General features: G+C 61.9%; 23 protein-coding genes. 15 read left to right on the plus strand and 8 right to left on the minus strand.

The window, feature by feature from the left end:
• The first annotated feature begins 290 nt into the window (after positions 1-290).
• From F4Z81_00005 to F4Z81_00070, 14 genes are all read left to right on the plus strand, one after another.
• Positions 291-1526, plus strand: a complete 1236-nt coding sequence (locus F4Z81_00005; GenBank protein ID MXW03430.1) for a hypothetical protein — start codon at positions 291-293, stop codon at positions 1524-1526.
• Positions 1523-1828: a hypothetical protein gene (locus tag F4Z81_00010; GenBank protein ID MXW03431.1), complete on the plus strand. Its 306-nt coding sequence runs from the start codon at positions 1523-1525 to the stop codon at positions 1826-1828. The genes F4Z81_00005 and F4Z81_00010 overlap by 4 nt, the downstream gene beginning before the upstream one ends.
• A 142-nt stretch (positions 1829-1970) precedes the next feature.
• Positions 1971-2867 (plus strand): MBL fold metallo-hydrolase, encoded by an 897-nt coding sequence (locus F4Z81_00015; protein ID MXW03432.1) that lies wholly within the window; start codon positions 1971-1973, stop codon positions 2865-2867.
• Complete coding sequence (locus tag F4Z81_00020; protein MXW03433.1) at positions 2786-3733, plus strand: amidohydrolase family protein; 948 nt, start codon at positions 2786-2788, stop codon at positions 3731-3733. Before F4Z81_00015 ends, F4Z81_00020 begins: the two co-directional genes overlap by 82 nt.
• Positions 3734-3764: 31 nt before the next feature.
• Complete coding sequence (locus F4Z81_00025) at positions 3765-4571, plus strand: heme-copper oxidase subunit III (GenBank protein ID MXW03434.1); 807 nt, start codon at positions 3765-3767, stop codon at positions 4569-4571.
• 46 nt (positions 4572-4617) lie between these two features.
• The gene (locus tag F4Z81_00030) at positions 4618-5832 is read left to right on the plus strand and encodes an aminotransferase class I/II-fold pyridoxal phosphate-dependent enzyme (protein ID MXW03435.1); all 1215 of its coding nucleotides are present in this window, start codon (positions 4618-4620) and stop codon (positions 5830-5832) included.
• A 114-nt stretch (positions 5833-5946) separates the two neighbouring features.
• Complete coding sequence (locus F4Z81_00035) at positions 5947-7143, plus strand: hypothetical protein (GenBank protein MXW03436.1); 1197 nt, start codon at positions 5947-5949, stop codon at positions 7141-7143.
• 120 nt (positions 7144-7263) lie between these two features.
• Positions 7264-8994, plus strand: a complete 1731-nt coding sequence (locus tag F4Z81_00040; protein MXW03437.1) for a peptide ABC transporter substrate-binding protein — start codon at positions 7264-7266, stop codon at positions 8992-8994.
• Positions 8995-9120: 126 nt separating this feature from the next.
• Positions 9121-10110 (plus strand): zinc-binding dehydrogenase, encoded by a 990-nt coding sequence (locus F4Z81_00045; GenBank protein ID MXW03438.1) that lies wholly within the window; start codon positions 9121-9123, stop codon positions 10108-10110.
• Positions 10111-10181: 71 nt separating this feature from the next.
• The gene (locus tag F4Z81_00050; GenBank protein MXW03439.1) at positions 10182-12041 is read left to right on the plus strand and encodes a hypothetical protein; all 1860 of its coding nucleotides are present in this window, start codon (positions 10182-10184) and stop codon (positions 12039-12041) included.
• Positions 12042-12121: 80 nt separating this feature from the next.
• Positions 12122-13423, plus strand: a complete 1302-nt coding sequence (locus F4Z81_00055; protein MXW03440.1) for an ABC transporter permease — start codon at positions 12122-12124, stop codon at positions 13421-13423.
• Positions 13424-13535: 112 nt separating this feature from the next.
• Positions 13536-14552, plus strand: coding sequence for an ABC transporter permease (locus F4Z81_00060; protein MXW03441.1), 1017 nt, complete (start codon positions 13536-13538; stop codon positions 14550-14552).
• Between the two features lie 7 nt (positions 14553-14559).
• Positions 14560-15555 (plus strand): ABC transporter ATP-binding protein, encoded by a 996-nt coding sequence (locus F4Z81_00065; protein ID MXW03442.1) that lies wholly within the window; start codon positions 14560-14562, stop codon positions 15553-15555.
• Positions 15556-15561: 6 nt separating this feature from the next.
• A complete protein-coding gene (locus tag F4Z81_00070; GenBank protein ID MXW03443.1) occupies positions 15562-16566 on the plus strand; it encodes an ATP-binding cassette domain-containing protein in 1005 nt (334 codons plus the stop codon).
• Positions 16567-16605: 39 nt separating this feature from the next.
• Here the strand turns inward: F4Z81_00070 and add are convergent, their stop codons facing one another.
• Both add and F4Z81_00080 read right to left on the minus strand, forming a co-directional pair.
• Complete coding sequence (gene add / locus F4Z81_00075) at positions 16606-17643, minus strand: adenosine deaminase (protein MXW03444.1); 1038 nt, start codon at positions 17641-17643, stop codon at positions 16606-16608.
• A 62-nt stretch (positions 17644-17705) separates the two neighbouring features.
• Positions 17706-18281 (minus strand): hypothetical protein, encoded by a 576-nt coding sequence (locus F4Z81_00080; GenBank protein MXW03445.1) that lies wholly within the window; start codon positions 18279-18281, stop codon positions 17706-17708.
• A gap of 218 nt (positions 18282-18499) precedes the next feature.
• On the opposite strand from F4Z81_00080, the gene F4Z81_00085 reads away from it, so the two are divergent.
• Complete coding sequence (locus F4Z81_00085) at positions 18500-19339, plus strand: MBL fold metallo-hydrolase (protein MXW03446.1); 840 nt, start codon at positions 18500-18502, stop codon at positions 19337-19339.
• A 37-nt stretch (positions 19340-19376) separates the two neighbouring features.
• On the opposite strand, the gene F4Z81_00090 is transcribed toward F4Z81_00085, so the two are convergent.
• The 6 genes from F4Z81_00090 to F4Z81_00115 all read right to left on the minus strand — a co-directional run bounded on the left by F4Z81_00090 (position 19377) and on the right by F4Z81_00115 (position 22934).
• Positions 19377-20183, minus strand: a complete 807-nt coding sequence (locus F4Z81_00090) for a TauD/TfdA family dioxygenase (GenBank protein ID MXW03447.1) — start codon at positions 20181-20183, stop codon at positions 19377-19379.
• Between the two features lie 63 nt (positions 20184-20246).
• Positions 20247-20564, minus strand: coding sequence for a peroxidase (locus F4Z81_00095; protein MXW03448.1), 318 nt, complete (start codon positions 20562-20564; stop codon positions 20247-20249).
• Positions 20565-20810, minus strand: coding sequence for a peroxidase (locus tag F4Z81_00100; protein ID MXW03449.1), 246 nt, complete (start codon positions 20808-20810; stop codon positions 20565-20567). It lies immediately after the preceding gene.
• A gap of 20 nt (positions 20811-20830) precedes the next feature.
• The gene (locus F4Z81_00105) at positions 20831-21679 is read right to left on the minus strand and encodes a phytanoyl-CoA dioxygenase family protein (protein ID MXW03450.1); all 849 of its coding nucleotides are present in this window, start codon (positions 21677-21679) and stop codon (positions 20831-20833) included.
• 82 nt (positions 21680-21761) lie between these two features.
• Positions 21762-22532, minus strand: coding sequence for an SDR family oxidoreductase (locus F4Z81_00110; GenBank protein ID MXW03451.1), 771 nt, complete (start codon positions 22530-22532; stop codon positions 21762-21764).
• A gap of 186 nt (positions 22533-22718) precedes the next feature.
• Complete coding sequence (locus F4Z81_00115; protein MXW03452.1) at positions 22719-22934, minus strand: hypothetical protein; 216 nt, start codon at positions 22932-22934, stop codon at positions 22719-22721.
• Positions 22935-23054 lie beyond the last annotated feature (120 nt).

Consider the following 23054-nt stretch of genomic DNA (forward strand, 5'->3'; position numbering starts at 1 on the left):
GGGAAGGTGAGGGCGAAGAAGAGGAAGAAGAGGAAGAAGAGGGACCGGAGTATCTGGCATCTATAGATTCACAGGACAACTTCGGTATAAACATCTCGTTGGCGTGGGATCTGCTGGACTTTTTGGCCAGCGTGGATGCTACTGTTACCTACGGCGGGTTGAACGAAACCGATACCGTCGAAGCAGGCTCGCAGTCACAGACTACGGAGTACCAGGCCTTCCCCAAGAACTGGAACGGGGAAACGTGGCTTCCGTAACCCGGTATACCAGGACGAAACAAGGAAAATCGGGTGTCGCTTAGAGCGTTTTTGTTGACGGCGTTTCTGCTGGCCGTTGCATGTCAGGGCGAACGGGGTCCGGTCGGTCCGGCGGGCGTCCAGGGTCCACCGGGGCCTCAAGGCATTTCGGGTCCGCAGGGGATCGCGGGATCCCAGGGCGAACCAGGCATCCAGGGCGAACCAGGCATCCAGGGCGAACCAGGCATCCAGGGCGAACCAGGCATCCAGGGCGACCCGGGTATTCCCGGTCCCCAGGGAGAACGCGGCGAAACGGGTCCACCGGGCAGTCCGGGTCCGGCCGGACCGCAGGGCGATCCTGGCGAACAGGGCGAACAGGGCGAACAGGGCGAACAGGGCGAACAGGGTCCCGTCGGCCCGCAGGGGGAGACGCTCAACTGGGCGGACGTGATCGAAGAGGGTAACCTCTACGACGCGATCTATGCCGTCGGCATCATGATGAACGACGGCAACAGGGTGCTCGGAACCGCCTTCCGCGCGTACTACACGGACCGGCTGTGGACCGCCGCGCACGTGGCTGATCGGATCGACGAGCTGCTGTCCGACCCCAGGCTGCGCAGTCGCAATCCAAGGCCCTTCGCCACCAGGACCGGTACGCTGGTCGGCGAAAGCGAAACCTACACGTGGAATCGGTACTTCACCCACCCGGATTACGACGGTACGCTCGAATCGCCCGACGTGGCGTTGATCGTCCTCGGAGAAGAACTGCCCCATGCACTCCCCGCGTTTCTGCCGAGGGATCTGGCCGGAGGATTGCGTATCGGCCAGCCACTGGGATCACTCGGCTTTCCGGGCTATTCCCCCTTGCAGAATGACGTACTGCCGCTGGCAACCTTCCGGGAAGGCACCCTCAGTTCGCTCCGGCCCTTCTACGATGCCGCGTTTGACCGAGATCCTCAAAACACCGGCCGTGTCGTTCATTACAACATGGCGTTGACCGGTGGGACGAGCGGCAGTCCGGTATTCGACCACCATGGCTACATCGTGGCCGTGCAATACGCGGGGATTACGATAGAGATAGCGGACGACGAAGTGGTCATCGGCAGGATCGACACGCACGAAGACTATGGAATCCACGTTCAGGCCGTGTGGGAATTCATCGACTGGTTGGATCAGGCGGACCGGACCGCGACCATCGCGGAAAGTAGTTCATCATGGTTTGACGATATTTCCGGACTGCAGCTGGACGCTGCCAGATACTACCGGCCGGACCTGATACTTTCGCAATGAACCGTCTACTCCCTGTCGTACTGCTCCTGTTCATCTGCTTCTGTATTGTCGTGATCCTGGCGCTGCCGGAGACGTTCTGGGGACTGATCCTCAAGGGCATCTTCGGGTTGTTCGTCCTTGTCCTGTTCAAGGTCGCGTACAACAAGATGGTGCTACCCGGCACATGCATAAGCGCCGTCTTCTTCACGCTGGCGTGGTGGTACGCTCCGTCGTGGCCGATGTACCTCTTCCTTGTCCTGATGCTGGGCGCCTTATTCGTAACCTGTAAGACCGCAGAGACATTCTACCGAGGGACAGGCTGAGGGGATCACGTAATTCCGTGACAACCTGACTGATAACCCTTACCCTTATGGTCGAATAGATGGAGTCCGAAAACAGACGTCCATTCGGCATGGATCCGGACACTTTCCGGGCTATTCGAGAGCGCTCACAAGGAGTAAGGAAATGAATCCGGCACGCGGGTGTTTTTCGGTGTTGTTCGTCGTTTTGGGTTTGTCCGGCCCGGCCGATGCACAGCAGAATTGGGATGAGGTGGTCGTCGAAGCCCATCCCGTCGTCGGAAACATCTACATGCTGACCGGCAGCGGTGGAAACATCGGCGTTTCGGTCGGCGAAGACGGCATATTGATCGTCGACGACCAGTACGCGCCGCTGGCCGACAAGATCAAGTCGGTCCTCCGGGGCCTGCACGCGGGCCCCCTCAAGTTCGTCCTGAACACCCATTTTCACGGCGATCATGTCGGCGGCAACCCCATATTCGGCCTCGAGGCGACCATCATCGCCCATACAAACGTCCACAAACGGCTCTCCACGCCACATCAGCGGGGCGTCCAGACCATCCCCGCCATGGTGGAGGACGGCTGGCCGGTGATCACCTTCGACGATGAGGTCTCGGTCCACTTCAATGGGGAAGAGATCAGGCTGGTGCATATGCCCGGCGCTCACACGGATAACGACAGTTACGTTTACTTCACGGGATCGAACGTGGTGCACATGGGGGATACCTTTTTCAACGGGCGGTTCCCCTTTGTGGACCTGCGCAGCGGTGGTACGGTGGACGGACTGATCCGCAATATCGCCGAGGTGCTGGAAATCATCGGACCGGACACCCGGGTCATACCGGGACACGGCGATCTGGGCGTGCGGGCGGACCTTCAGACTTACCACGGCATGATCGTAGCGACTACGGATGCTGTCCGTGCGATGATGGCGGAGGGGAAAACCCTCGACGAGATCACGGCGGCTGGCCTGCCGGATGAGTGGTCCGGCTACGCGAGCGACTTCGTCCCGGAAGTGCGCTGGATCGAGACGATATTCAACAGTTACGGTTCGGCGGAATAACGTTCAAGAACGGGAGGTGTTCTTTGCAGATCATAGATGCGCATCAGCATCTCTGGGATACGGCCGACCTGAGTTATCCCTGGCTGGAAGGATTCGACGCCCTTCGGCAGCGGTATGGACCGGAGGACTACCGGGCCGCGTTCGAAGGCATCGATATCACCAGGTCCGTACATATCGAAGCGGACCCCGCCCCCGGCGCCGAGGTGGCCGAGGTGGACCGGCTCGTGCGCATAGCTGCCGAGGACGGCATGATCGGCGCGATCGTCCCCACGGCGCCCCTGGAATCGGAGGACTGCGAGGAGACCCTGGAGCGGCTTGCCGCGGACTATCCCATGGTGGTCGGCATTCGCCGCATGGCCTGGCATCACGAAGACCCGGCGTTCTACAGCTGGCCGTCCCTGATCGAAGGCGTCAAGGTGCTGCCGAAGTACGGGTACACCTTTGAACTATGCGCCAACGTCACGCAGCTGGACGCGGCGGTGACCCTTGTTCGCGCGACGCCCGAGGTGACCCACGCCATCAACCACTGCGGGGGACCGGATATCGCGAGGGACGGTTTCGCGCCGTGGTCGGAATACATGAACCAGCTGGCCGGGTTTCCCAACACGGTCTGCAAGATCTCCGGCCTCGTGACCCGGGCGAAGGAAAACTGGACCGCGGAAGACCTGAAACCCTATATCGACCACCTGCTCGACATCTTCGGATTCGACCGGGTGATGTACGGCAGCGACTGGCCGGTCTGTACACTCGCGGCGACCTACCGGGCGTGGTTCGAAACTCTCGTTGCCGCGGTGGCGGGCGTCTCCGAGGAGGACCGCCGCAAGTTGTTCCACGATAATGCCCGGGAGTTTTACCGACTGGGATGAATGACGCCGGCAAGGGCGGGAGTCTCAGAACATGTCTGTCGTGACGAAGCCCGGTACGCAAACCGATACGCAGACTGAACAGCTGGAACCGGAAGTCAGGGACCTGGAGTGGATACGAGTCCCCGGTTCCGGCGGCGGGCGTACCGGATCAGAACGGCGCGAAACCGAAACCGGCGGAGTTGACGACCGCGGTGACGGTCGGGAAGATGGTGGCCGGGGCAGTGGCGGCCAGGGCGGCGGAGGCGGCGGTGACGACGGACCGCCCGGTTCCCCTCCCGCGGCACCGCCGGCCATGGGGACCAACGTGCTGGGCATGCTCGTGTTCATTGCCAGCGAGGCCGTCCTCTTCCTGACGCTGATCGTCACGTTCGCCGTTGTACGGACGGGCTACCCGGATTGGCCGCCTTCGGACCAGCCCAGGCTTCCCGTGATGATGTCCCTCTTCAATACCCTTGTCCTGCTGGGCAGCGGTGCGGCCATGTACGGTGCGTGGCGGTCCATCCGGCGCGGACTTGTGCCGTCTTCCAGGCGTTTGCTGAACACGGCCGCGCTACTCGGCATCCTTTTCCTGGTGGTGCAGGGCGTGGAATGGGTCCGGCTGATCGATTTCGGCCTGACCGTCACCCAGAATATATACGGCGCGGTTTTCTACGTAATGATCGGGATGCATGCGCTGCACGTTTTCATCGCCGTCCTGGGATTGCTCTACGTGTCGCGCAGGTTCAGCAAATGCGCATATTCCCGCGAAGCACACGACGGCCTGACCATGGGCGGGATGTTCTGGGGATTCGTCGTGCTCGTCTGGCCCTTTCTATTCGTTTTCGTCTACCTCCTGTGAGCCTTCCGTCTGAGCATTTCCTTCCTGAAATAGAAACGGAGCGAGCATGAAACCGTCCTTCGGCGCCGCCGTACAGCGAACGGCGGAAGCGCTGGGTGCCCAGGGTAACGATGCCAACCAGATCGCGAAGATCGTATGCGACCAGGACCCCGAAGGGTACAACTACGGCATCGGCATCGTCGTGGACGGGAAGGGCCGGGCATGGCCGACTTCCGAGACGCTGCTCAACCATGCCAGGGCCGAAATCGACCACAGCCTGCTCGGTGAATATATGAGCACCGCGTCGCTCGCGGCACCGCTCAAGGATGCCGTGCTGCGCTGGCAGCGCATCCCCGAGGACTACTGGGACCGCTTCTCGCTGCTGATTCCCTCGGACGCGGGCACCGGCGCGGTAAAGACTGCGGTTGAAATGGCCATGCAGCTCTATCCGGACCTGCAGGCGATCGGCGTGGAAGAACTGTCCTGGCCCGCATACAAGGCGATCGCCCGGATGAGCCGGATCTCCTGCCGCGAGTTTCCCATCGGTGACGTGATGGACGCCCCGGACCTCCTGCGGATCTACCAGGCTGGCCCGATGAACACGACCGGCCGCGTCCAGTCCCTCGAGACCATGTGCGAACGTGCCGCCGCGGCAAAGGGCCGCCCCGTGCTGCTGGACCGGGCCTATTCCGGATTCGAGTATGCCCGTCTCCTCGAGTCCCGCGGGTACGACGAGATCATGGCCATGAGTTATGACGACCAGATCCGGCCCTTCATCGAGAACGACGTGCCCTTCTGGGTTTCCGTCAGCCCCACCAAGTCCTTCGGCACCTTCGCCCTGCGTCCCTGCGGGATGCTCCTGGTGCACCTGCCGGACGTATCGCAAGCGGAAGAGGTGGCCGCACTGGCCAATACGGTGACGCGCGCCCGGGGTTCGTCTTTCGAACATCCGGTAACGCGGGCATTCGTCTCCGCGCTGGTCAACGACCTGGAATCCCTGGAGCGTGAACACGCAGCCATACTTCGGCGGGTCGCCACGGCGGAGAAAGCCTGGAAGGACCAATGCGCCGGTTCGCCGCTCTCCGAGCTGTTCACGGACCGCTATGCCGGTCTGTTCCGCAATCCCCGCGTCGAGGACGAGGCCCCGGCGGCGATCTACGACGCCCATCTGTATCCTGTTTTCACTCCCGGACGTTGCAGGCTCAATATCACGGGCCTTCCTGAGGACGAAGACATCGCCGGTGGCCACGTGGAGGTTTTCGCCCGGTTTTGCCGTGGATAGGATGGCTGTCCATTTCTTTTCCCGCTTGTTTTTACCGGTCCGACCGTTTAGTTTCTACGGCCTGAATCATTGGAATATTCGCCAATTTAATCCGATCCGAAAGGAAGTCTCCGCATGGCACAGGTCAGCATCGTCAGGCATAATCCCATCGCCATCTTTTCCAATCCCACGGAAGTGCTCGTCAAGGACGATCGCAACCAGGTGTTCCGCCTGGTCGAACCGAGCGGGAATGTCGGTACGCAGTATCCCAACGACGTGGGCTCCGAGTGGTTCGGCACGATCGAGAACCTGAACAGGAACCTGGCGATCTGTGGCGTGAACTGGTCCGACGTCTACAAGACGGACGTACTGTGGACGACCCCGTCTGGCGACCGCGAGGACTGCGACCGGCTCAAAGACGACTACAACGCCGTATACGCACCTATGATCGAGGCGGTGACCGGCGGCCCGCTGCGTTCCAACCGCATGGCGCGGTTTACGCACCCCGAGGGCTTCCCGGACCCGGTGGCGCTGTTCGAGGTCCAGATCAAGGCGGTGGCCGGCGAAAACGTCACCATTGGCGACGGCGTGATCGACTATGGATACTGGCAGGATCATCAACCGAGCGGCGCGTCGGTCATGCACACCCGGAACGGCGAGGTCATCACGTCCCTCGGGTCCGACCTGGCGGAGGAAACGGCCTTCGTGCTGGACGAGCATTACGAAAAGCCCTTTGCTGAAGCCGGTGTCGATTTCCGGAAGCAGACCGTATGGATGGAGATTCTGGTCGCCGTCGACGACGCGCCCGGCAAGACCTGGGAGCGGATCGATACGGTACGGCGGGTCTTCGAGGACTACTTCGGCGACGACCGGCCGGCCGGGCTGATCTACCCGGTCTCCCGCATCCCGAACCTGGACGGTATCGTGGAACCCCAGCCCCGAGTGGTCTCGGGCGACGTGAGCATCACGCGTTCCGGGGATCTGGAGGACGGATTCAACACATGGACCGCGATCCATTACGGGGGCGTGACCGAAGTCATGGCCAGCGCCGTGGGCGGAGATGACGCCGGCCTTCAGCTTTCCACGCTGGACGCGCGCATCCAGGCGGCGGGCGGAAGCGGACTCAAAGAGGACGGCATCTTCAACAACGCCTACGTCGTGGCCGGCGACGATACCGAAGCGAACCGGGCCTGGATCCAGGAGTTCAACGCGTCGTTCAGCGCGTGGTACGAGGGTTCGGCGCCGGCGGGTCGCACCGCGCAGTTCATCGGCGGCGTTCAACAGGCGTCTTACCGCTCGGGCATCTCCAACCGCGCCATTTTTGCCGGATAGCACGGGAATGGCCGGATCGGAAATGGTCGGAGCGGGAGCGGTCAGGCCAGGCGTCGTCAGGCCGGGAGCGGTCAGGCCGGGAGTGGTGTTTCAGACCCGCCAAGCCACGGGGAGGTACGTATGTATCCCGGCCTTCTGTTGTGTTTTCTACTGCTCTTCCTTCCGGTTTTCCAGGTCGCTCAAGACGCTCAGGACGGTACAGGTCAGCCTGGGGCCATGGCGCAGTCCGGGCCCGAAGGTCAGCCCGGGGCCTCGGTGCAGCCCGTCAATTCGGTGGGCAGGTCCATGCCCCCGGACGCTGCGCCCCTTGCGCGGCAGGTCTATTCCTTCCACCTGCCGGAACCCACGACGCTCGATATCGGAATCGCCGTATACGAGGCGACCGGCGCGGTGTTTTCCTTCGAAGGACTCACCCGGCTGGATCATAACAACGAACTCATGCCAGCCGCGGCCGATCGATGGGAGGCGTCGCCCGACGGCACGCGCTGGACCTTCCACCTGCGCCGCGGCGCGAGGTGGAGCGACGGCCGGCCTGTTACGGCCCACGATTTCGAGTATGCCTTCAAGCGGATGGTCGATCCGGCCAGTGCGAATCGAAATGCTTCCTTCTACTATGAAATAGAAGGCGCGAAGGCCTTCAACCAGGGACAGACCCGGAACGCGGATTCAGTCGGCGTTCGGGCCATCGACGACTACACGCTGGAAATCCGGACCACGCTGCCCTGTCCCTATCTTCCCTACATCGCCTCTTTCCCCACCTCCGTTCCGGTGCCCCGCTGGCAGGTGGAGAAATACGGTCCGGGCTGGTCCGAACCCGGCCGGTTCGTGACCAACTCCACCTTCAAACTGGATTCATGGGATCACGGCGCCCGCTTCGAGTTCGTCCTGGACCCGAACTATAACGGCCCCCACAGGGGATTCGTGGAGCGGATCATCGGGAAATTCCTGGATACCCGCATGATGGCAGGCGGCACGCTGTCCTACGAGAACGACGAGATCGACCAGCAGGACGTGACCCCCATCGACCTGCCGCGCATCCGGAGCCATCCGGGGCTGTCCAGGGAACTGCACGTCAGCAAGGATTTCATGACCCATTTCCTCTTCTTCAACGCGGACTTCCCTCCCTTCGACAACCTGAAGGTTCGCCAGGCGATCAGCCACGCGATCGACCGGGAGGCCATCTGCCGCGTACTGCTCCAGGGCATGGGCATGCCGGCCTGGTCGATGTTGCCGCCGGGGTTTCCCGGCTATGCTGGCGGCAAGTACCGGGACATACAGCGCTTCGACCCGGAGCGGGCGAAACAGCGCCTGCGCGAGGCGGGATACCCGGAGGGACGCGGGTTTCCCAGGATCGAGATGTGGATCAACAACATGGCCCGGCAACAGGTCGGCCAGGCCATACAGGAGATGCTCAAATCCCACCTGGGGATCGATATGACGTTACGCGTCGTGGAGAACATCTCCTACCGGACCGCCCAGTACCAGCGAAAAATCCCCTTCAGCCTCATCCAGTACCATTACGACTATCCCGACCCGAACAACATGCTCGCCATGGTGTGGCGGTCCCAGCCGGCCGGATACAGCCGCCATCCCTGGATCAACACCGATTTCGACCGCCTGGTCGACGAGGCGGCATCGGAAATGGACACGGCCCGGCGGTTCCGGTTGTACGATCAAGCCCAGCGGATTCTCGCCGAGGACGTGGGCGCCGTGTTTCTCTACTACGGCATGAAGGCTTCGTTGCGGAAACCCTGGCTCAAGGGCATCAAGCGCGACCGTGACGGCGAATACCCCTTCTGGGGCAACAACACGGGCTATTTCGACATCTACATCGGCGATGGCAGACCCTGACGGGCCACCCCGCGCCGCCCCGTCCGTTTCGGTTTGACAATACCCGCCGGTCGGGTACATTCAGGAAGATGCGAACGTCAGACCGCCACAAGGTTGCATCACGCCGGAGGCCAGAAAGGAAATCCGATGAAAGCGGGACAGATCGTCGCACGGGAACGCATCGAAATCGTGGAAGCCGAACGACCGGACCTCGCACTGGAACGGACCGATCCGGACGGGCTGAAGGACCTCGTGCTCGTTCGAACTGTAAACGCCGCCATTTGCGGCAGCGACCATCCGGTTTTCACGGGTCCGGCGAACTACCCCGTGGCGCCGGGCGTGTCCCTCCATGAGAGTATAGGCGTCATCGAGAAGTCGTGGTCGAACGGTTGCCGGGAAGGGGATCTCGTCCTGGCCCTGCCCACCGGCTCGAGCGCCATGGCCGAGTATTTCCTCGGACTGGGCGCGTCCGTGACGCCGCTTCCGGATGGCCTGCCCCAGGAACAGCTTTTGATGGCCCAGCCCCTGGGTACCGTGTTGTATTGCCTGCGCAAACTGGGCCACTGGTTCAACGCGGAGGTCGCCATCGTCGGCCAGGGTCCCATGGGGCTGCTCTTCACGGCCATGATGCGCAACCTGGGCGCGGCGCTGGTTATCGGTATCGACCAGCACGATAACCGGCTCGCCGCCGCGAAGGAGATGGGGGCGACCCACACCGTGAACACCACAGGTACCGATCCGGTGGAGGCCGTGAACGAGATCACCGGCGGGCGGATGGCCGATGGGGTGATCGAGGTCGTGGGCGTCGAAGAGACCTTCAACCTGTGCGTCAAACTGGCTCGCCGCAACGCGCGGTTCATCAACTTCGGCGTCCCGAAGACAACGCAGTACACGGCTGACATATTCGATCTTTTCCGCAAGAACATCCAGTTGACGACTTCGGTCGGCCCGGATATCCGTATCGACTTTGCCAGCGCCATGCGCATGATCGGCGAGGGCCGCGTCGACGTTTCACCCATGATCTCGCATAAACTGCCCTTCGCCAGGGTCCAGGACGGTTTCGAAATGGCCACCGGGCGCAAGGGAGAGTGTATCAAGATCGTCATCGATTTCGAGGAGAAGGGCCTGGGAAGGTAGCTGCCCGGAGAATCACCGGACCCTGTGCGGGTAATTCATCGTGCACTGGACACGCCTGGAGGTATCACGTCATGCATAGGACCATGGGTACCGCGGCAAAGACCGCGGCCATTTGTCTGCTTGCCACCCAGATCGCCTGCGGCGGCGGCGAAACCACGGAAGATCCCTGGAGCAAGGTACAGACGATCCTGTCCGAATCGAAGGATACGGTCGTGCTGGATGGTACGGAGAAGGCCGCGCTGAAGTACGCGGGGACGGACGAACCCCGGTACGGTGACTGGATGGTGCGCCACGCGCTTTCCGATCCCGAAAACTTCAATCCCTACACGTCCAGCGACCAGGGCGCCACGCAGGTCCATACCTACGTCTTCGAATCGCTGCTGGAGCCGGAGTACGATCCGCCCTACGCACAGCGTGGTTTCATCGCGGCGGAGTATCCCGCCGTATCGGACGACAAGCTGACCTATACCTTCCGACTTCGCGAGAATGTCCATTTCTCCGACGGCGTTCAACTGACGGCGGACGACGTGCTGTTCAGCATGAAGGTCATCCAGACGCCCACGGTGCGGGCGCCTCACCTCAGAAACTACTATTCTTCCATTCAGGACGTCAAAAAACTCGGGGAATACGAGATCAGCTTCGAATGCCGCCAACCATATATCCTGAACGATCTCTTCCTCGGCGGCTTCGATATCCTCCCGCGTCACTTCTACGATCCGGACGGGTTGCTCGATCCGGTGCCGATCGGCAGCCTCATCGACGGCAGCTGGGAAACAGGGGAACACGCGGACCGGGTACGGCAGTTCGGCGAACGGTTCAACCAGGATTTCAACCGGCGCATGTTGGGAAGCGGGGCCTATTACGTGGCGGACTGGGAAGACGACGTGGTCACGGGACAGCGGGTTGTGCTTACTCGCAACGAGAATTACTGGGGCCGGGACGTGGAAGGAATCCCTCCCGCCGGGCACGTGGACAGGGTCGTCTTCAAGATCATCAACAACCTGGACGCCGCCTTCATCGAACTGACCAACGGCAACCTCGATATCCACGGAATGAAACCCCTGGAGTTCAAGGAGAAGAGCTGGTCTCCCGGTTTCGTCGACCGGTTCATGAAGGGCATTCAGTATGCGGGAGGATACGTCTATATCGGGTGGAACAACGACCACCCCATATTCCGGGACCGTCGGGTACGCCAGGCGATGACCCACCTCACCGACCGGGAATCCATGGTGCGTAACCTGCTCTTCGGGCTCGCGGAGACGGTCGAGAGCCCCATTCACAAGTTCCGTCCCGAGTACAATCACGACCTGCAGCCCTACGCCTACGACCCGGACCGGGCTTTGGCCTTGCTGAACGAAGCCGGTTGGTCGGATACGGACAACGACGGGATCCTCGACAGGGAGATCGACGGTGAGCGAACTCCCTTCCGTTTCGAGTTTCTCGTCAACTCGGGCAATCAGCTCAGGAAGGATATCGCGCTGACGCTACAGAGCGCGTTGGAGGACCTCGGCATCGACTGCCAGGTCCGCGAACTCGACTGGTCCATATTCCTGGAGCGGGTGAAGAACAAGGATTTCGCGGCCGTGACCCTCGGCTGGAGCGGGGGAACGGGGCTGCGCTTTCCGCCGGATTCCTACCAGATCTGGCATTCGTCCCAGATCGAAGGTAATGGATCGAACTTCGTAAGTTTCCGCAACGCGGAATCCGATGAGATCCTCGAGGTCTACCGAACGGAATTCGACATGGACCGGCGAATCGAACTGTACCGCCGGTTCCAGGAGATCCTCCACGAGGAACAACCCTATACCTTTCTCTGGAAATCGCGTGTCGCCAGTGCGTACAGCCGGCGCTTTCATGGCGTCAACTGGTATCCGGCCGGCGCCGTGAACCAGGAATGGTGGGTCGAACCCGCGGACCGGATGTACCAGTAACTCAGCGCGTTTCAGGCCCCTGTCCATACCCGTGATGACGCGCTGATCCGGCCATGATCCGGCGGGGGGCACGTTCTCCTATGCTCGGTTACATCCTTCAACGCTCGCTGCTCATGGTCCCTACGCTCGTCGGGATCACGGTGATCTCCTTCTTCATCATGCACCTGGCCCCAGGCGATCCCGTGGACCTGTTCCTCGGCGGCGTGGCCGGCGGCGAGGGGCTCGCGTCCGACCGGCAGCAGGACATCGAAAAGACCCGGGAGGATCTGCGCAGGCAACTGGGCCTGGACCGGCCGGTCCACGTACAGTACTTCAACTGGGTCACGGCGCTGTTCCTGAAAGTCGAAACCATCAGCGCATTCGACCGGAGCGCCTTGCGGGCGGACGGGTTGCTGGAACGGCTCGAGGCGTCGGAACGGCGGGCGCTCCTGGAACTCGCCAGGGAGGAACAGAAAGAACGGTTCCTTGTCCTTGTGCGCGATCGCGCGCCAGGGGAAGCGAGCGAGCTGGAACGATCGTCTTTCTGGGAAGGCAGGACCTTCAGTGCCGGGGGCAACTATACCTACCGGGGCGCGGGGATCGAACTCTTCAAACTCTCGGGATACCGCTTCGTAACGCTGGATTTCGGCCGTTCCTTCAAGGACAACCAGCCCGTCATTGCCCGGGTCATGGAGCGGCTGCCCGTCACCCTCGAAATCAACGTCATCGCCATCATCATCGCCTACCTGGTGGGCCTTCCCCTCGGCGTCTGGCTCGCGGTCAAGCAGAATACCTTGACGGACCGGGTGCTTACGACCGGTACCTTCGTCCTCTGGTCCATGCCCTCCTTCTGGGTGGGCATGCTGCTGATCATCTTCCTGTGCAACCGGGAGTTCTTCTACTGGTTCCCGGCCTCGGGCATACAGTCGCTGGACGCCTCCAGCGACTGGAGCTTCTGGCGGCTGCTCACGGACCACATGTACCACATGTTCCTGCCCGTGCTGGCCTCCGCTTATATCAGCTTCGCGACGATTTCACGCTTCATGCGGACGAGCATGCTGGAGAACCTGCGCCAGGATTACGTGCGGACCGCCCGGGCTAAGGGCCTGTCGGAGAAAGTCGTTATCCTGCGCCACGTCTACCGCAACTCGCTGATCCCGATCGTGACCACGTCCGCCGGGTTGCTCCCGGCCCTGATCGCGGGATCCGTGTTCATCGAAACGATTTTTACCATCCCCGGCATGGGGCTGCTCGGATTCGAGTCGGTGCTGACCAGGGACTACCCCATGGTCATGGCGCTTTTCACCATAGGCTCCCTGCTTTCGCTGCTGGGTATCCTGGTCGCGGACATCTTGCTCAAGGTGGTCGATCCGCGGATCACCTTCGACCAGTTGCAGGGATAGTGGACCGGCATCGGGAAGTAGAACGTCACTGTGAAGGAGACCGGCTTTGGGATCGGACCCGGCCAACCAAAACGAAATCGAGGCGGTGAACGGTACGCCGGTCGATGCCGTGATGAACGAGGGCGGCGAGAGCTTCTGGCGGCTGACGCGCAAGGAGTTCCGCAAGAACCGTCCGGCGCTCTACAGCCTTTACGTCCTCGTGGCCATGGCCGTCCTCGCGCTGACCGCGGACCTGATCGCCGGCAACAAGCCGTACTACATGGTCTACCAGGGAGAGACCTACTTCCCCGCTTTCAGGCAATACGCGGTGTACACCGGCCTGATGGACTGGCCGGAGGAGTTGCGGACGCGGAGGAACTTCAAGCGGTACGCGTACAGCGACGCGGTGTTTCCCCTCATCCCCTACGCGCCGGACGAGATCCGTCTCGGCGCGCGTTACGAGCGGCCGGGAGGCGACCACCCGTTCGGCACGGACCGGCTGGGCCGCGACGTGTTGTCCGGACTCATTCACGGCACGCGGTATTCGCTGACCATCGGGCTGGTATCGGTGGGCATCTCCCTGCTCATCGGCGTGGGACTCGGCGCGCTGGCGGGATACCTGGGCGGGTGGACGGACCTGATCCTGTCCCGCGTTTTCGAGCTCTGGGCCGCGATCCCGCCCTTCTTCCTGATCATCACGGCAGCGGCCTTCTTCCCGCCGAGCCTCTTCTGGATCATGATCATCATCGGGTTCACGGGATGGGTGGGCATCGCCCGGCTGACCCGGTCCCAGTTCCTCCAGGTGCGGGCCTTCGACTACATCGCGGCCGCGCGGGCCCTGGGCTGTTCGAACCTGCGCATCATGGCCGTGCACATCCTGCCCAACGCCATCGCGCCCGTGCTGATCCCCGCGGCCTTCGGCGTGGCCGGCGCCATCCTGGCCGAATCGGGGCTGAGTTTCCTCGGCATCGGCGTGCCCGCCGAGGTCATTACCTGGGGGTCGCTGCTGGCCGGCGCGCGCAGCAATATCGCGGCCTGGTGGCTCGTGATCGTGCCCGGATTCGCCATTTTCATCACGGTAACCCTGTACAACCTGCTGGGAGACGGACTGCGCGACGCCCTGGACCCCAGGCAGCGCGGTACGGCATGAGAGACGCATGACGAATACGATTCTGCGCGTAAACGATCTGAAGACCTGGTTCGACACCGATAGCGGCGTGGTGCGGGCCGTCGACGGCGTCAGCTTCGAGGTGGAGGCCGGCCGGACGCTGGGTATCGTGGGCGAGTCGGGATGCGGCAAGAGCATGACGGCCTACTCCATCCTGGGACTGGTCCCGCAGCCGCCCGGACGCATCGCCGGAGGTGAGGTCTTCTTCGAGGACAGGGACCTGCTGAAACTCACTCCCCGGCAGATCCGGGCAATACGGGGCAACGATATCGCCATGATCTTCCAGGAACCCATGACGTCCCTGAACCCCGTATTTACCGTCGGCGAGCAGATCGCGGAAGCGGTCCGCCTGCACCAGGGCGCGGACCGGAAGGACTCGTGGCGGCGGGCCGTCGAACTGTTGGACCTGGTGGATATCCCACTGCCGGAAGAACGGGCCGGAAGCTATCCCCACGAACTCAGCGGCGGCATGCGCCAGCGCGCGATGATCGCCATGGCGATCTCCTGCGACCCGAAGCTGTTGATCGCCGACGAACCGACCACGGCACTGGACGTTACCATCCAGGCGCAGATTCTCGACGTGCTGCGCCGCCTGCAGGAAGAGCTGGGCATGGGACTCATGCTGATTACCCATGACCTGGGCATCGTGGCCGAGATGGCCCACGAGGTACTGGTCATGTACGCGGGGCAGGTCGTGGAACGGGCCGACGTGAAAACGCTCTTCGGAAGTCCCCGCCATCCTTACACCCGCGGACTACTCGCTTCGGTGCCGACAATGAGTTCGGGTACGGAGGAGCTTTCGACCATCGAGGGGACGGTACCGGATCCCGTGGGCTTCCCGGCGGGATGCCGCTTCGCCCCGCGATGTGATTTCGCGGTGGAAGCCTGCGGCCGGCCACAGGCGCTGGTGGACGTGGAAGGCCGCCACCTGGTCCGTTGCGGCGAATGGCATCGGGTCGTGCAGGCGGAGACGGCACAGGGGTAGCATTGTATGACAAAAGAAAATGAAATGTTACTGCAGGTCCGGGGACTGAAGAAACACTTCCCCGTGGGCGGCGGACTGCTCCGGCGCCACCGGGCGGCCATCAAGGCCGTCGACGGGGTCGACCTGACCCTGGAACGGGGCGAGACGCTGGGCCTGGTGGGCGAGAGCGGGTGCGGAAAAACCACGATCGGACGGGCGATCCTGCGCCTGGTCGATCCCTCCGCCGGAACGGCCACCTTCCATACTGCCCTCGAAGATGGGGAAGCGCGCAGGCCGCACGCGGTCTTCGACTTGAAGAAGAGCGATCTCCGGCGGCTGCGGCGCCAGATGCAGATCGTGTTCCAGGACCCCTACGGCTCCCTCAACCCGCGTATGACCGTCGGCGCCCTGCTCAGGGAACCCTTGACCGTGCACGAATTGAGCACGCGGTCTGAAACGGGTGACCGCGTGGCCGAATTGCTCGAAACGGTGGGCCTGAATCCTGCCCACGCCCGCCGGTATCCCCACGAGTTCAGCGGCGGCCAGCGGCAGCGCATCGGCATTGCCAGGGCCCTGGCCGTCCGGCCCGAGCTGATCATCGCCGACGAACCCGTCTCGGCGCTCGACGTATCGATCCAGGCGCAGATCATCAACCTGCTCAAGGTGCTGCAGGACCGGTTCCGGCTCAGTTACCTGTTCATCTCCCACGACCTTCGCGTGGTGCGCCACATCAGCGACCGGGTGGCCGTCATGTACCTCGGCAAGATCGTCGAAACCGCCACGCGGGACCAGCTCTACGCGAAGCCGCTCCATCCCTACACCAGGGCCCTGCTCTCGGCCGTGCCCCTTCCCGATCCTACGCTTGGCCGCGACCGGATTATCCTCAAGGGCGACGTCCCCAACCCGGCGAACCTGCCTCCGGGGTGCCCCTTCCATCCCCGGTGCCCGCTGGCAGAAGCCCGCTGCAAGACCGAGGTCCCCGTGCTGGAAGACAAGGGGAACGGCCACAGGGCGGCGTGCCACCTGGTGTGAAGAACGGGTCAGCCGTCCCGGCCCGGTTCGCTGGCCTGATCAGCCGGCCAGGTCCCGCAACGCGCTCATTTCATTGCTAAATTCAGTTTCCATGGACCGTTTCCGGTCGTCCGGCAGAAAACTGTAACGGATGCCGTTCAGCAGGATTTCGTCGATGGTCTCCCTGGAAAACCCCCAGGGGTCGGCGAGCAGGCAGGCTTCGTCGGTCAGCGAGGTGTTGAACAAAGGGGGATCGTCGGAGTTGACGGTGACGGTTACGCCCGCCTCGTGAAGTGCTTTCAGGGGATGAGACGCCGCGTCGGGGTAGAGCCCCAGGCTGATGTTGCTCGTGGGGCTGATTTCAAGCGGTATCCGATGTTCCGCCAGGTAATCGACGAGTTCGGGGTCCTCTATGGCCCGCACCCCGTGCCCGATGCGCTCGGCGCCCAGGTCGTGAATCGCTCCCCAGATGCTCTCGGGGCCGACGTGCTCGCCGGCATGGGGTGCGCTGTGCAGCCCCGCGGATCTCGCCCGGTCGAACCAGGGAACAAAAGGCGCGGGCGGGTATCCTTCCTCCATCCCGCCAAGACCCAGGGCGACGACCCCGTCCTCCATCCCCTCGATGGCCACCTCGGTCGTATAGTCGAACCGACCCCGCTCGGGGTAGTCGTTGCGCACCAGGTCGAAGACCCAGTTGATTTCGCAGCCGAAGGCTTCCTTTACCCGGCGGCGTCCGTCCGTCAGCCCGGTGAACCAGACGTCCTGGTCGACCCGGTTGATCCAGAGGTGGGTGCTCGGCGAAAAGGTCACTTCGGCGTACCGTATGTTCTGGCGGGCCATGTCGGCGCCGAATTCGTACACGATCAGCTCGAAATCCTCTACAGTGCGAAGGCACTTCGTGATGGCGACGTAGACCTCGATGAAATGGTGGAAGTCCCTGAACCGGTACCAGTTACGCAGCCCCTCCTCCGTGTCTTCCGGCAGGTCGACGCGATGCCGTTCCGCCAGCATCAGCAGCGTGGACGGCTGAATGGACCCTTCCAGGTGCACGTGCAGTTCCACCTTCGGCACGGCGGCGATGTAGTCGTAAAGGGACATGTTGAAAGTCTGTGAAGTCGATCTGCGTTTCAGCTGGCTCTAGAACGAAACGGTCGAAGAATTCACGAAGTTTCAGGTGCACTCGATTGCTCGTTTCGATCAGATTCTACGGCTAATCGGATGCGCTCGATAACGTTCCGTATCCCGTCCGGCTCTTCCCCCTTTTCGCGAAGGTCCTTTGCAATTTTCTCCAGAATGGGGATGGCGCGGGATTCCCGTAGCCGCTCAAGCTCATTGACCACTTCGAGACCCAGGTGCTTCCCGTGCCAGGGGTAGCTGTCGGAGAGAAGCTCGAGCTCTTCCAAAAACCGAAGAAGCTGGGTGCGGACTTCCTCGGTGTCCGGGGCGTCGACCCAAGGTTGCCGGTCCGAATGAGGATCTCGTTTGCCAGTTCCGGGTTTCACCAAGTCTACAACCGACTCGTGCACGTAGACCGGACCCAGCGGTACGGCGTACTTTCGTTTACTTAGATCCGTATGATTCGCGCAATAGGTCCAGAACGGGACTTCGATTTTCAGTTCCCTGATCTCGCAGAAGTCCGCGATGTTCTCGTCCGGTAGGCGAATGAAGTCCCGACGACCGGCATTGGCCCGATTAAACCGGCAGGTGCCGCAGCAGTCCGTACCGCCGTTGGGCATGGGTAGACTCCTAACCAGGTGATCCGCTGTGGACGTATTGCCTGTAGAGGGCCCGCGACTTGGTGCGGGGCTTCGCGAATCTGCGATTCCAGATAAATGTAACGTTTATCCCGACAGGCGTAAAGCGCGAGCACATTTGCCATGACATTCACCTGGCCGGCAACTATTATGTGAGGGCATGTAAAACGTTACAACGGCGCGTAAAAAAGGAGCACGATGTGGAACTGTCTGTCGTCAGCGGCGGCGTGTTCAAACTGGACGGCGGGAGCATGTTCGGGATCGTTCCGAAACCGCTCTGGGAGAAGATCTGTCCCCCCGACGAAAAGAACCGGATCACCAACGATACGAACTGCCTGCTGATCCGTAAAGACGGGCGGCTCATCCTGGTCGACACGGGTTACGGCGACAAGATGACCGACCGGGACCGGGGCATCTACGGGATGTCCGGTTCCACCATTCTGGGGTCTTTGTCGGCCCGGGGCGTATCCGCGGAGGACATCGATCTCGTCATCCTGAGCCATCTACATTTCGACCACGCGGGCGGCGCGACCCGGATGGACGAGGAGGGCCAAGCCGTACCCGCTTTTCCCAATGCGCAGTACGTGGTGCAGAAAGGCGAGTGGGAGGACGCTCTTGATGATTACGGTACCATGAAGACCACCTATCGCCCCGAGAACTACGTGCCCCTGATGGACCGGGGCGTGCTTACCCTGGTGGAGGGCGACGTGGAGATCGAGGAAGGGATCCGTGCCGAGGTGACCGGCGGCCATACCCGGTATCATCAGTTGGTGAAGGTGGAGTCCGGGGATACAAGGGCGGTCTACTCAGGCGACATCCTCCCCATGTCGACCCACCTGCGCGCCCCGTACAACATGGCCTACGACCTGTTCCCCTACGATACCATGGTCGCCAAGATGCGCCTGCTCCGGCAGGCGGCCGACGAGGGCTGGATCATCGTCCTGGATCATGATGCGAATGTGTCTTCGGGCAGGGTTTTGTGCGAGGGTGAAGACCGGTACGCAATCGAACCGGTGGTGTTGGAACCGCAGTCAGATTGATCCGGTCAGACACGGGCAGCGCGTAGTTCCACGTCGTCTATCTCGTCCCCGCGCCGAACACCTGCGTGCGCCACATGACCCGGCGCTGACGGTCGTCGAAGGGCGTCCGGCGGTGCATGGTGCAGCGGTTGTCCCACATGACCAGGTCGCCCACTTCCCAACGGTGTTGCCAGACGAATTTCGGATTAGTGGCGTGGGCGATCAACTCGTCCATCAGGACCTGGCCTTCCTCCCGTTCCAAGTCCGTGATGTGATGCGTCAGGTGGGGACTGACGTAGATGACCTTGCGCCCGGTCTCCGGATGGGTGCGAACGACCGGATGCATTGTGGGTTCCGGCGTATTCAACGCGTCGATGGGATGGCGGTGGACCGCGTTCAGACCGTTTATGCGGAACTGTATGTCGGGATCCAGCGCTTCATACGCCGCATAACCGTTGGCCCACATCGTGTCGCCGCCGCGGTTCGGTATCTCGATGGCATACAACAATGAAATCGTGCCCGGCTCAGGCAGGTAGGACAGGTCTGAGTGGAAGGGGATTTCCTCGCTGCCGAGGGCTCCGATGGGCTTGCCGTCCTCGGTCACGTTCGAGATGACGAAGATCTCTTCGATCGGCCGGTCCGGTTGCGGCCTTACGTGCGGCACCGGGTCGCCGAAGTAGCGGGTGAAGCGGACCAGATCTTCCTGGCTGATCCCCTGGTCACGAAAGAACAGCACGCAGTGATCCAGAAAGGCGCCGCGCAGCACACGTACGGTTTCCCCGTCCAGTTCGTGGCACAGATCAAGGCCACGCACTTCCGCGCCAAGTGCGCCGCCGGTAGGTATGACTTCAAACGAATCCATCATGCCTCGTATACACGGATCCTGCGACCACTCCCGTTTTGGCGCAATTCCCGCAATGCGGGATGACTAGATATTCGTCGCGTCCGGATCGTCCCAGAACGCCTCCAATTCCACGCCCAGGCCGTCTACCGTCCGGTTGCACCAGGCGAAGAAACCCGTGATCTGGTTGATCTCGAGGATCGCCTTGTCGCCGAACCCGGCCTCCCTCAACCGTTCGATGTCGGACTCGGTGGTCGAAGCCGGAGCCAGGGTCAGCTTGCGCACATAGTCCAGCATGGCGCGGTCGGCGGCATCCAGGGCCGCCTCGCGGTAGTCCTTCTTGATCGCGTCCACCAGTTCCCGGTCGTCGATCTCTCTGAGGAGCCCCTCCCCATGGTGGCGGATTCAGTACTCGCACTCGTTCAGGGCCGAGACGGTCGTCGCGATCATCTCCCGCTGTCCCAGTGTGAGGTCGCAGTCTCCGTGCATGAGGCCGTTGTAGAAGGCCATCACCGCCCGCATGGCCTGCACGTTCAGGCTATGGACCTTGATGATGTTGTCCACGCCGCCCCACGAGCGCATCGAGCCCTGGTAAAACCTGGCCAATTGGCCTTCCGCTTCCGATTCGTCGATGGTGCGTATCCACGCCATGGTCCTCTCCTGTGGGTTGACTACAGTCCGAAATGCCGCCGCATCCGGGCCACTGCGGCTTTTTCGTCTTTGCTCAGCGATTCCAGTTCATACGCCTCTTCGGTGATCTGACTCCGGTATTCCTCAAAGGGCAGTCCGCCTTTTCCGGTTTCGTTGAAGTACGCGCTGAGTTGATAGCGCTGGAAGATGTTCATCCTGGGATAGTCCTGTGTCCAGACCGCGGCGTCGTGGAGTACATGCGTCGAGAACACGAGGACGTCTCCGGCGTCCATAGGCACGGTGATCGATACGGGTGGGTGGTGGCGCACCTTCAGGTCTTCGGGTGTGCCGAAGGCCGACTTGTGGCTTCCGGGCACCAGGCTGAAACCCGTACTTTCGGGCACATCCGCCAGTGCCACCCAGGTGGCCAGGTGGCTACAGTAGATCTCCCCGCCCGCCGCCTGGTAGTCGTTGTGTGGATTCCGGAAGCCAGGGGGAAACTTGAAGCCGCTGTCGTCCCGGTGATAGGCCTGGTGGTCCTCGTCGCCCGGCGCCGCGCGGTCCATTTTCGTGAAGTTGCAGTGAAACAGCCGGGGCATGCCCATGGTCAGCCCCGCCACCACGCGTATGATCTCCGGATCGGCATTCAGTTCCTGGAATAACCGGTGTCCGTACTGGATGTGGTCCAGGTGCGTCTTGTACGGCTCCTGCCGGTGCCTGAGGACCGGCGCGGGTATCTCGGACTCGTCGGCTGTCAACCAGTGATCGACGACCTCAAGGATACAGGCCAGGCGGTCCGGCGTGATCACGCCGCGCAGGTGAAGAAACCCCTGCAGGTCGAAATGCCACTTCTCTTCTTCCGTCAAAAGATGAGCATATTGCGACGGCATGGACGGACCTCTGACGTTTCAAAAGGCAAACAACGCAGGCGCGTGGGCACCGTCTCGCTTCAGGTCCCCTACCGGCCAGGCCCTAACGGCCCAGCCAACCCCCGTCGACGGCCAGTACCGCACCGTGGACATAGTCGGAAGCGTCCGAACTGAGATAGACGGCGGCGCCGCCCAGGTCTTTCGGCGCGCCCCACCGTCCGGCGGGGATCCGCTCCGATATGGACCTGGAACGCTCCGGGTCATGCTGAAGGGCCGACGTGAGGTCGGTGGCGATATAGCCCGGCGCGATGGCGTTTACGTTGACGCCTTTGGAGGCCCATTCGTTGGAAAGGGCCATGACCAGCTGCCCGACCGCGCCCTTGGACGCCGCGTAGCTGGGCACGGTGATGCCGCCCTGAAAGGACAGAACGGAAGCGGTAAACACGATCTTTCCGCGGCCTCGGGCAACCATGTCCCGTCCGATCTCCCGGCTCAGGATGAACGGCGCGTTGAGGTTGACGTTCATGACCGTGTCCCAGTATTCGTCGGAATGTTCGGCTGCGGGCGCCCGCAACGTAAGCCCGGCGTTGTTGATGAGGATATCGATGACCGGGAAATCGTTCTTGACCTGGTGAATGAAATCATACAGCGCGTCCCGATCGTTGAGGTCGACGCTGTAACCGGAAAACCGGCGGCCCAGGGCCGTGACGGCCCCTTCGATTTCGCTGCCGGACGACTCCATCGACGCGCTTACGCCCACGATATCCGCGCCTGCTCCGGCGAGCGCTTCGGCCAGTCCCCTGCCGATTCCCCGGCGGCAGCCGGTTACGAGGGCGGTTTTGCCATCCAGCCTGAATGCGTCCAGTATAGACATGAAGACTCCGTTCTACAGCGTAAGCCGTTGAGGGCAGTGTTACCCGGAACGCGGCCAATGGAGTGCTTTCACCAGGCCGCTAAATGACGATTAGAAAAAGTTGCGGCGCGCGTGGTTTGTCAACCGGGAAACGGATGTCGACGGTTTCTGCTGTGTGTCTAAGTGCGTTTGCAGTGAAAATGCCGTCTATTTCAGACCGGGGATAAGATGCTCGACGATCTTCAGAAGGATGATCGTGATGATGGGAATCGCACCGATAAGCAGGTTTAATTTGACCTCTATGGATTTAAGCCGGTCCCGGATGCTATGATCCTTCGTGTATACTTCCGAAAACAGCGGATTGAACCTGTCTGTTTCTGAAACGACCGAATCTGCCGGTTTAACTGCTGGATGGTCCGTCATTGTTCAACCTCCGGTCCGCGTGGGTGGAACGTAGTCCGCTGGTGTTATTGAATTAGTCATCGGCTGCCCACGGGTTCTCGAGTCCTTTGCGAGGTTTATTGCAATGGGTTAGATCGACAG

The organism is Gemmatimonadota bacterium, from assembly GCA_009835325.1.
Lineage (GTDB): Bacteria > JAAXHH01 > JAAXHH01 > JAAXHH01 > JAAXHH01 > JAAXHH01.

Excerpts from the sequence above, each read along its gene's own strand:
- F4Z81_00045 (MXW03438.1), top strand. The coding sequence starts at position 9,121 with ATGAAAGCGGGACAGATCGTCGCACGGGAACGCATCGAAATCGTGGAA.
- F4Z81_00100 (MXW03449.1), bottom strand. The coding sequence starts at position 20,810 with ATGGCGTGGATACGCACCATCGACGAATCGGAAGCGGAAGGCCAATTG.
- F4Z81_00115 (MXW03452.1), bottom strand. The coding sequence starts at position 22,934 with ATGACGGACCATCCAGCAGTTAAACCGGCAGATTCGGTCGTTTCAGAA.
- F4Z81_00070 (MXW03443.1), top strand. The coding sequence starts at position 15,562 with ATGACAAAAGAAAATGAAATGTTACTGCAGGTCCGGGGACTGAAGAAA.
- F4Z81_00015 (MXW03432.1), top strand. The coding sequence starts at position 1,971 with ATGAATCCGGCACGCGGGTGTTTTTCGGTGTTGTTCGTCGTTTTGGGT.
- F4Z81_00110 (MXW03451.1), bottom strand. The coding sequence starts at position 22,532 with ATGTCTATACTGGACGCATTCAGGCTGGATGGCAAAACCGCCCTCGTA.
- F4Z81_00065 (MXW03442.1), top strand. The coding sequence starts at position 14,560 with ATGACGAATACGATTCTGCGCGTAAACGATCTGAAGACCTGGTTCGAC.
- F4Z81_00035 (MXW03436.1), top strand. The coding sequence starts at position 5,947 with ATGGCACAGGTCAGCATCGTCAGGCATAATCCCATCGCCATCTTTTCC.
- F4Z81_00030 (MXW03435.1), top strand. The coding sequence starts at position 4,618 with ATGAAACCGTCCTTCGGCGCCGCCGTACAGCGAACGGCGGAAGCGCTG.
- F4Z81_00090 (MXW03447.1), bottom strand. The coding sequence starts at position 20,183 with ATGATGGATTCGTTTGAAGTCATACCTACCGGCGGCGCACTTGGCGCG.
- F4Z81_00060 (MXW03441.1), top strand. The coding sequence starts at position 13,536 with ATGAACGAGGGCGGCGAGAGCTTCTGGCGGCTGACGCGCAAGGAGTTC.
- F4Z81_00040 (MXW03437.1), top strand. The coding sequence starts at position 7,264 with ATGTATCCCGGCCTTCTGTTGTGTTTTCTACTGCTCTTCCTTCCGGTT.
- F4Z81_00055 (MXW03440.1), top strand. The coding sequence starts at position 12,122 with ATGCTCGGTTACATCCTTCAACGCTCGCTGCTCATGGTCCCTACGCTC.
- F4Z81_00050 (MXW03439.1), top strand. The coding sequence starts at position 10,182 with ATGCATAGGACCATGGGTACCGCGGCAAAGACCGCGGCCATTTGTCTG.
- F4Z81_00010 (MXW03431.1), top strand. The coding sequence starts at position 1,523 with ATGAACCGTCTACTCCCTGTCGTACTGCTCCTGTTCATCTGCTTCTGT.
- add (MXW03444.1), bottom strand. The coding sequence starts at position 17,643 with ATGTCCCTTTACGACTACATCGCCGCCGTGCCGAAGGTGGAACTGCAC.
- F4Z81_00105 (MXW03450.1), bottom strand. The coding sequence starts at position 21,679 with ATGCCGTCGCAATATGCTCATCTTTTGACGGAAGAAGAGAAGTGGCAT.
- F4Z81_00080 (MXW03445.1), bottom strand. The coding sequence starts at position 18,281 with ATGCCCAACGGCGGTACGGACTGCTGCGGCACCTGCCGGTTTAATCGG.
- F4Z81_00025 (MXW03434.1), top strand. The coding sequence starts at position 3,765 with ATGTCTGTCGTGACGAAGCCCGGTACGCAAACCGATACGCAGACTGAA.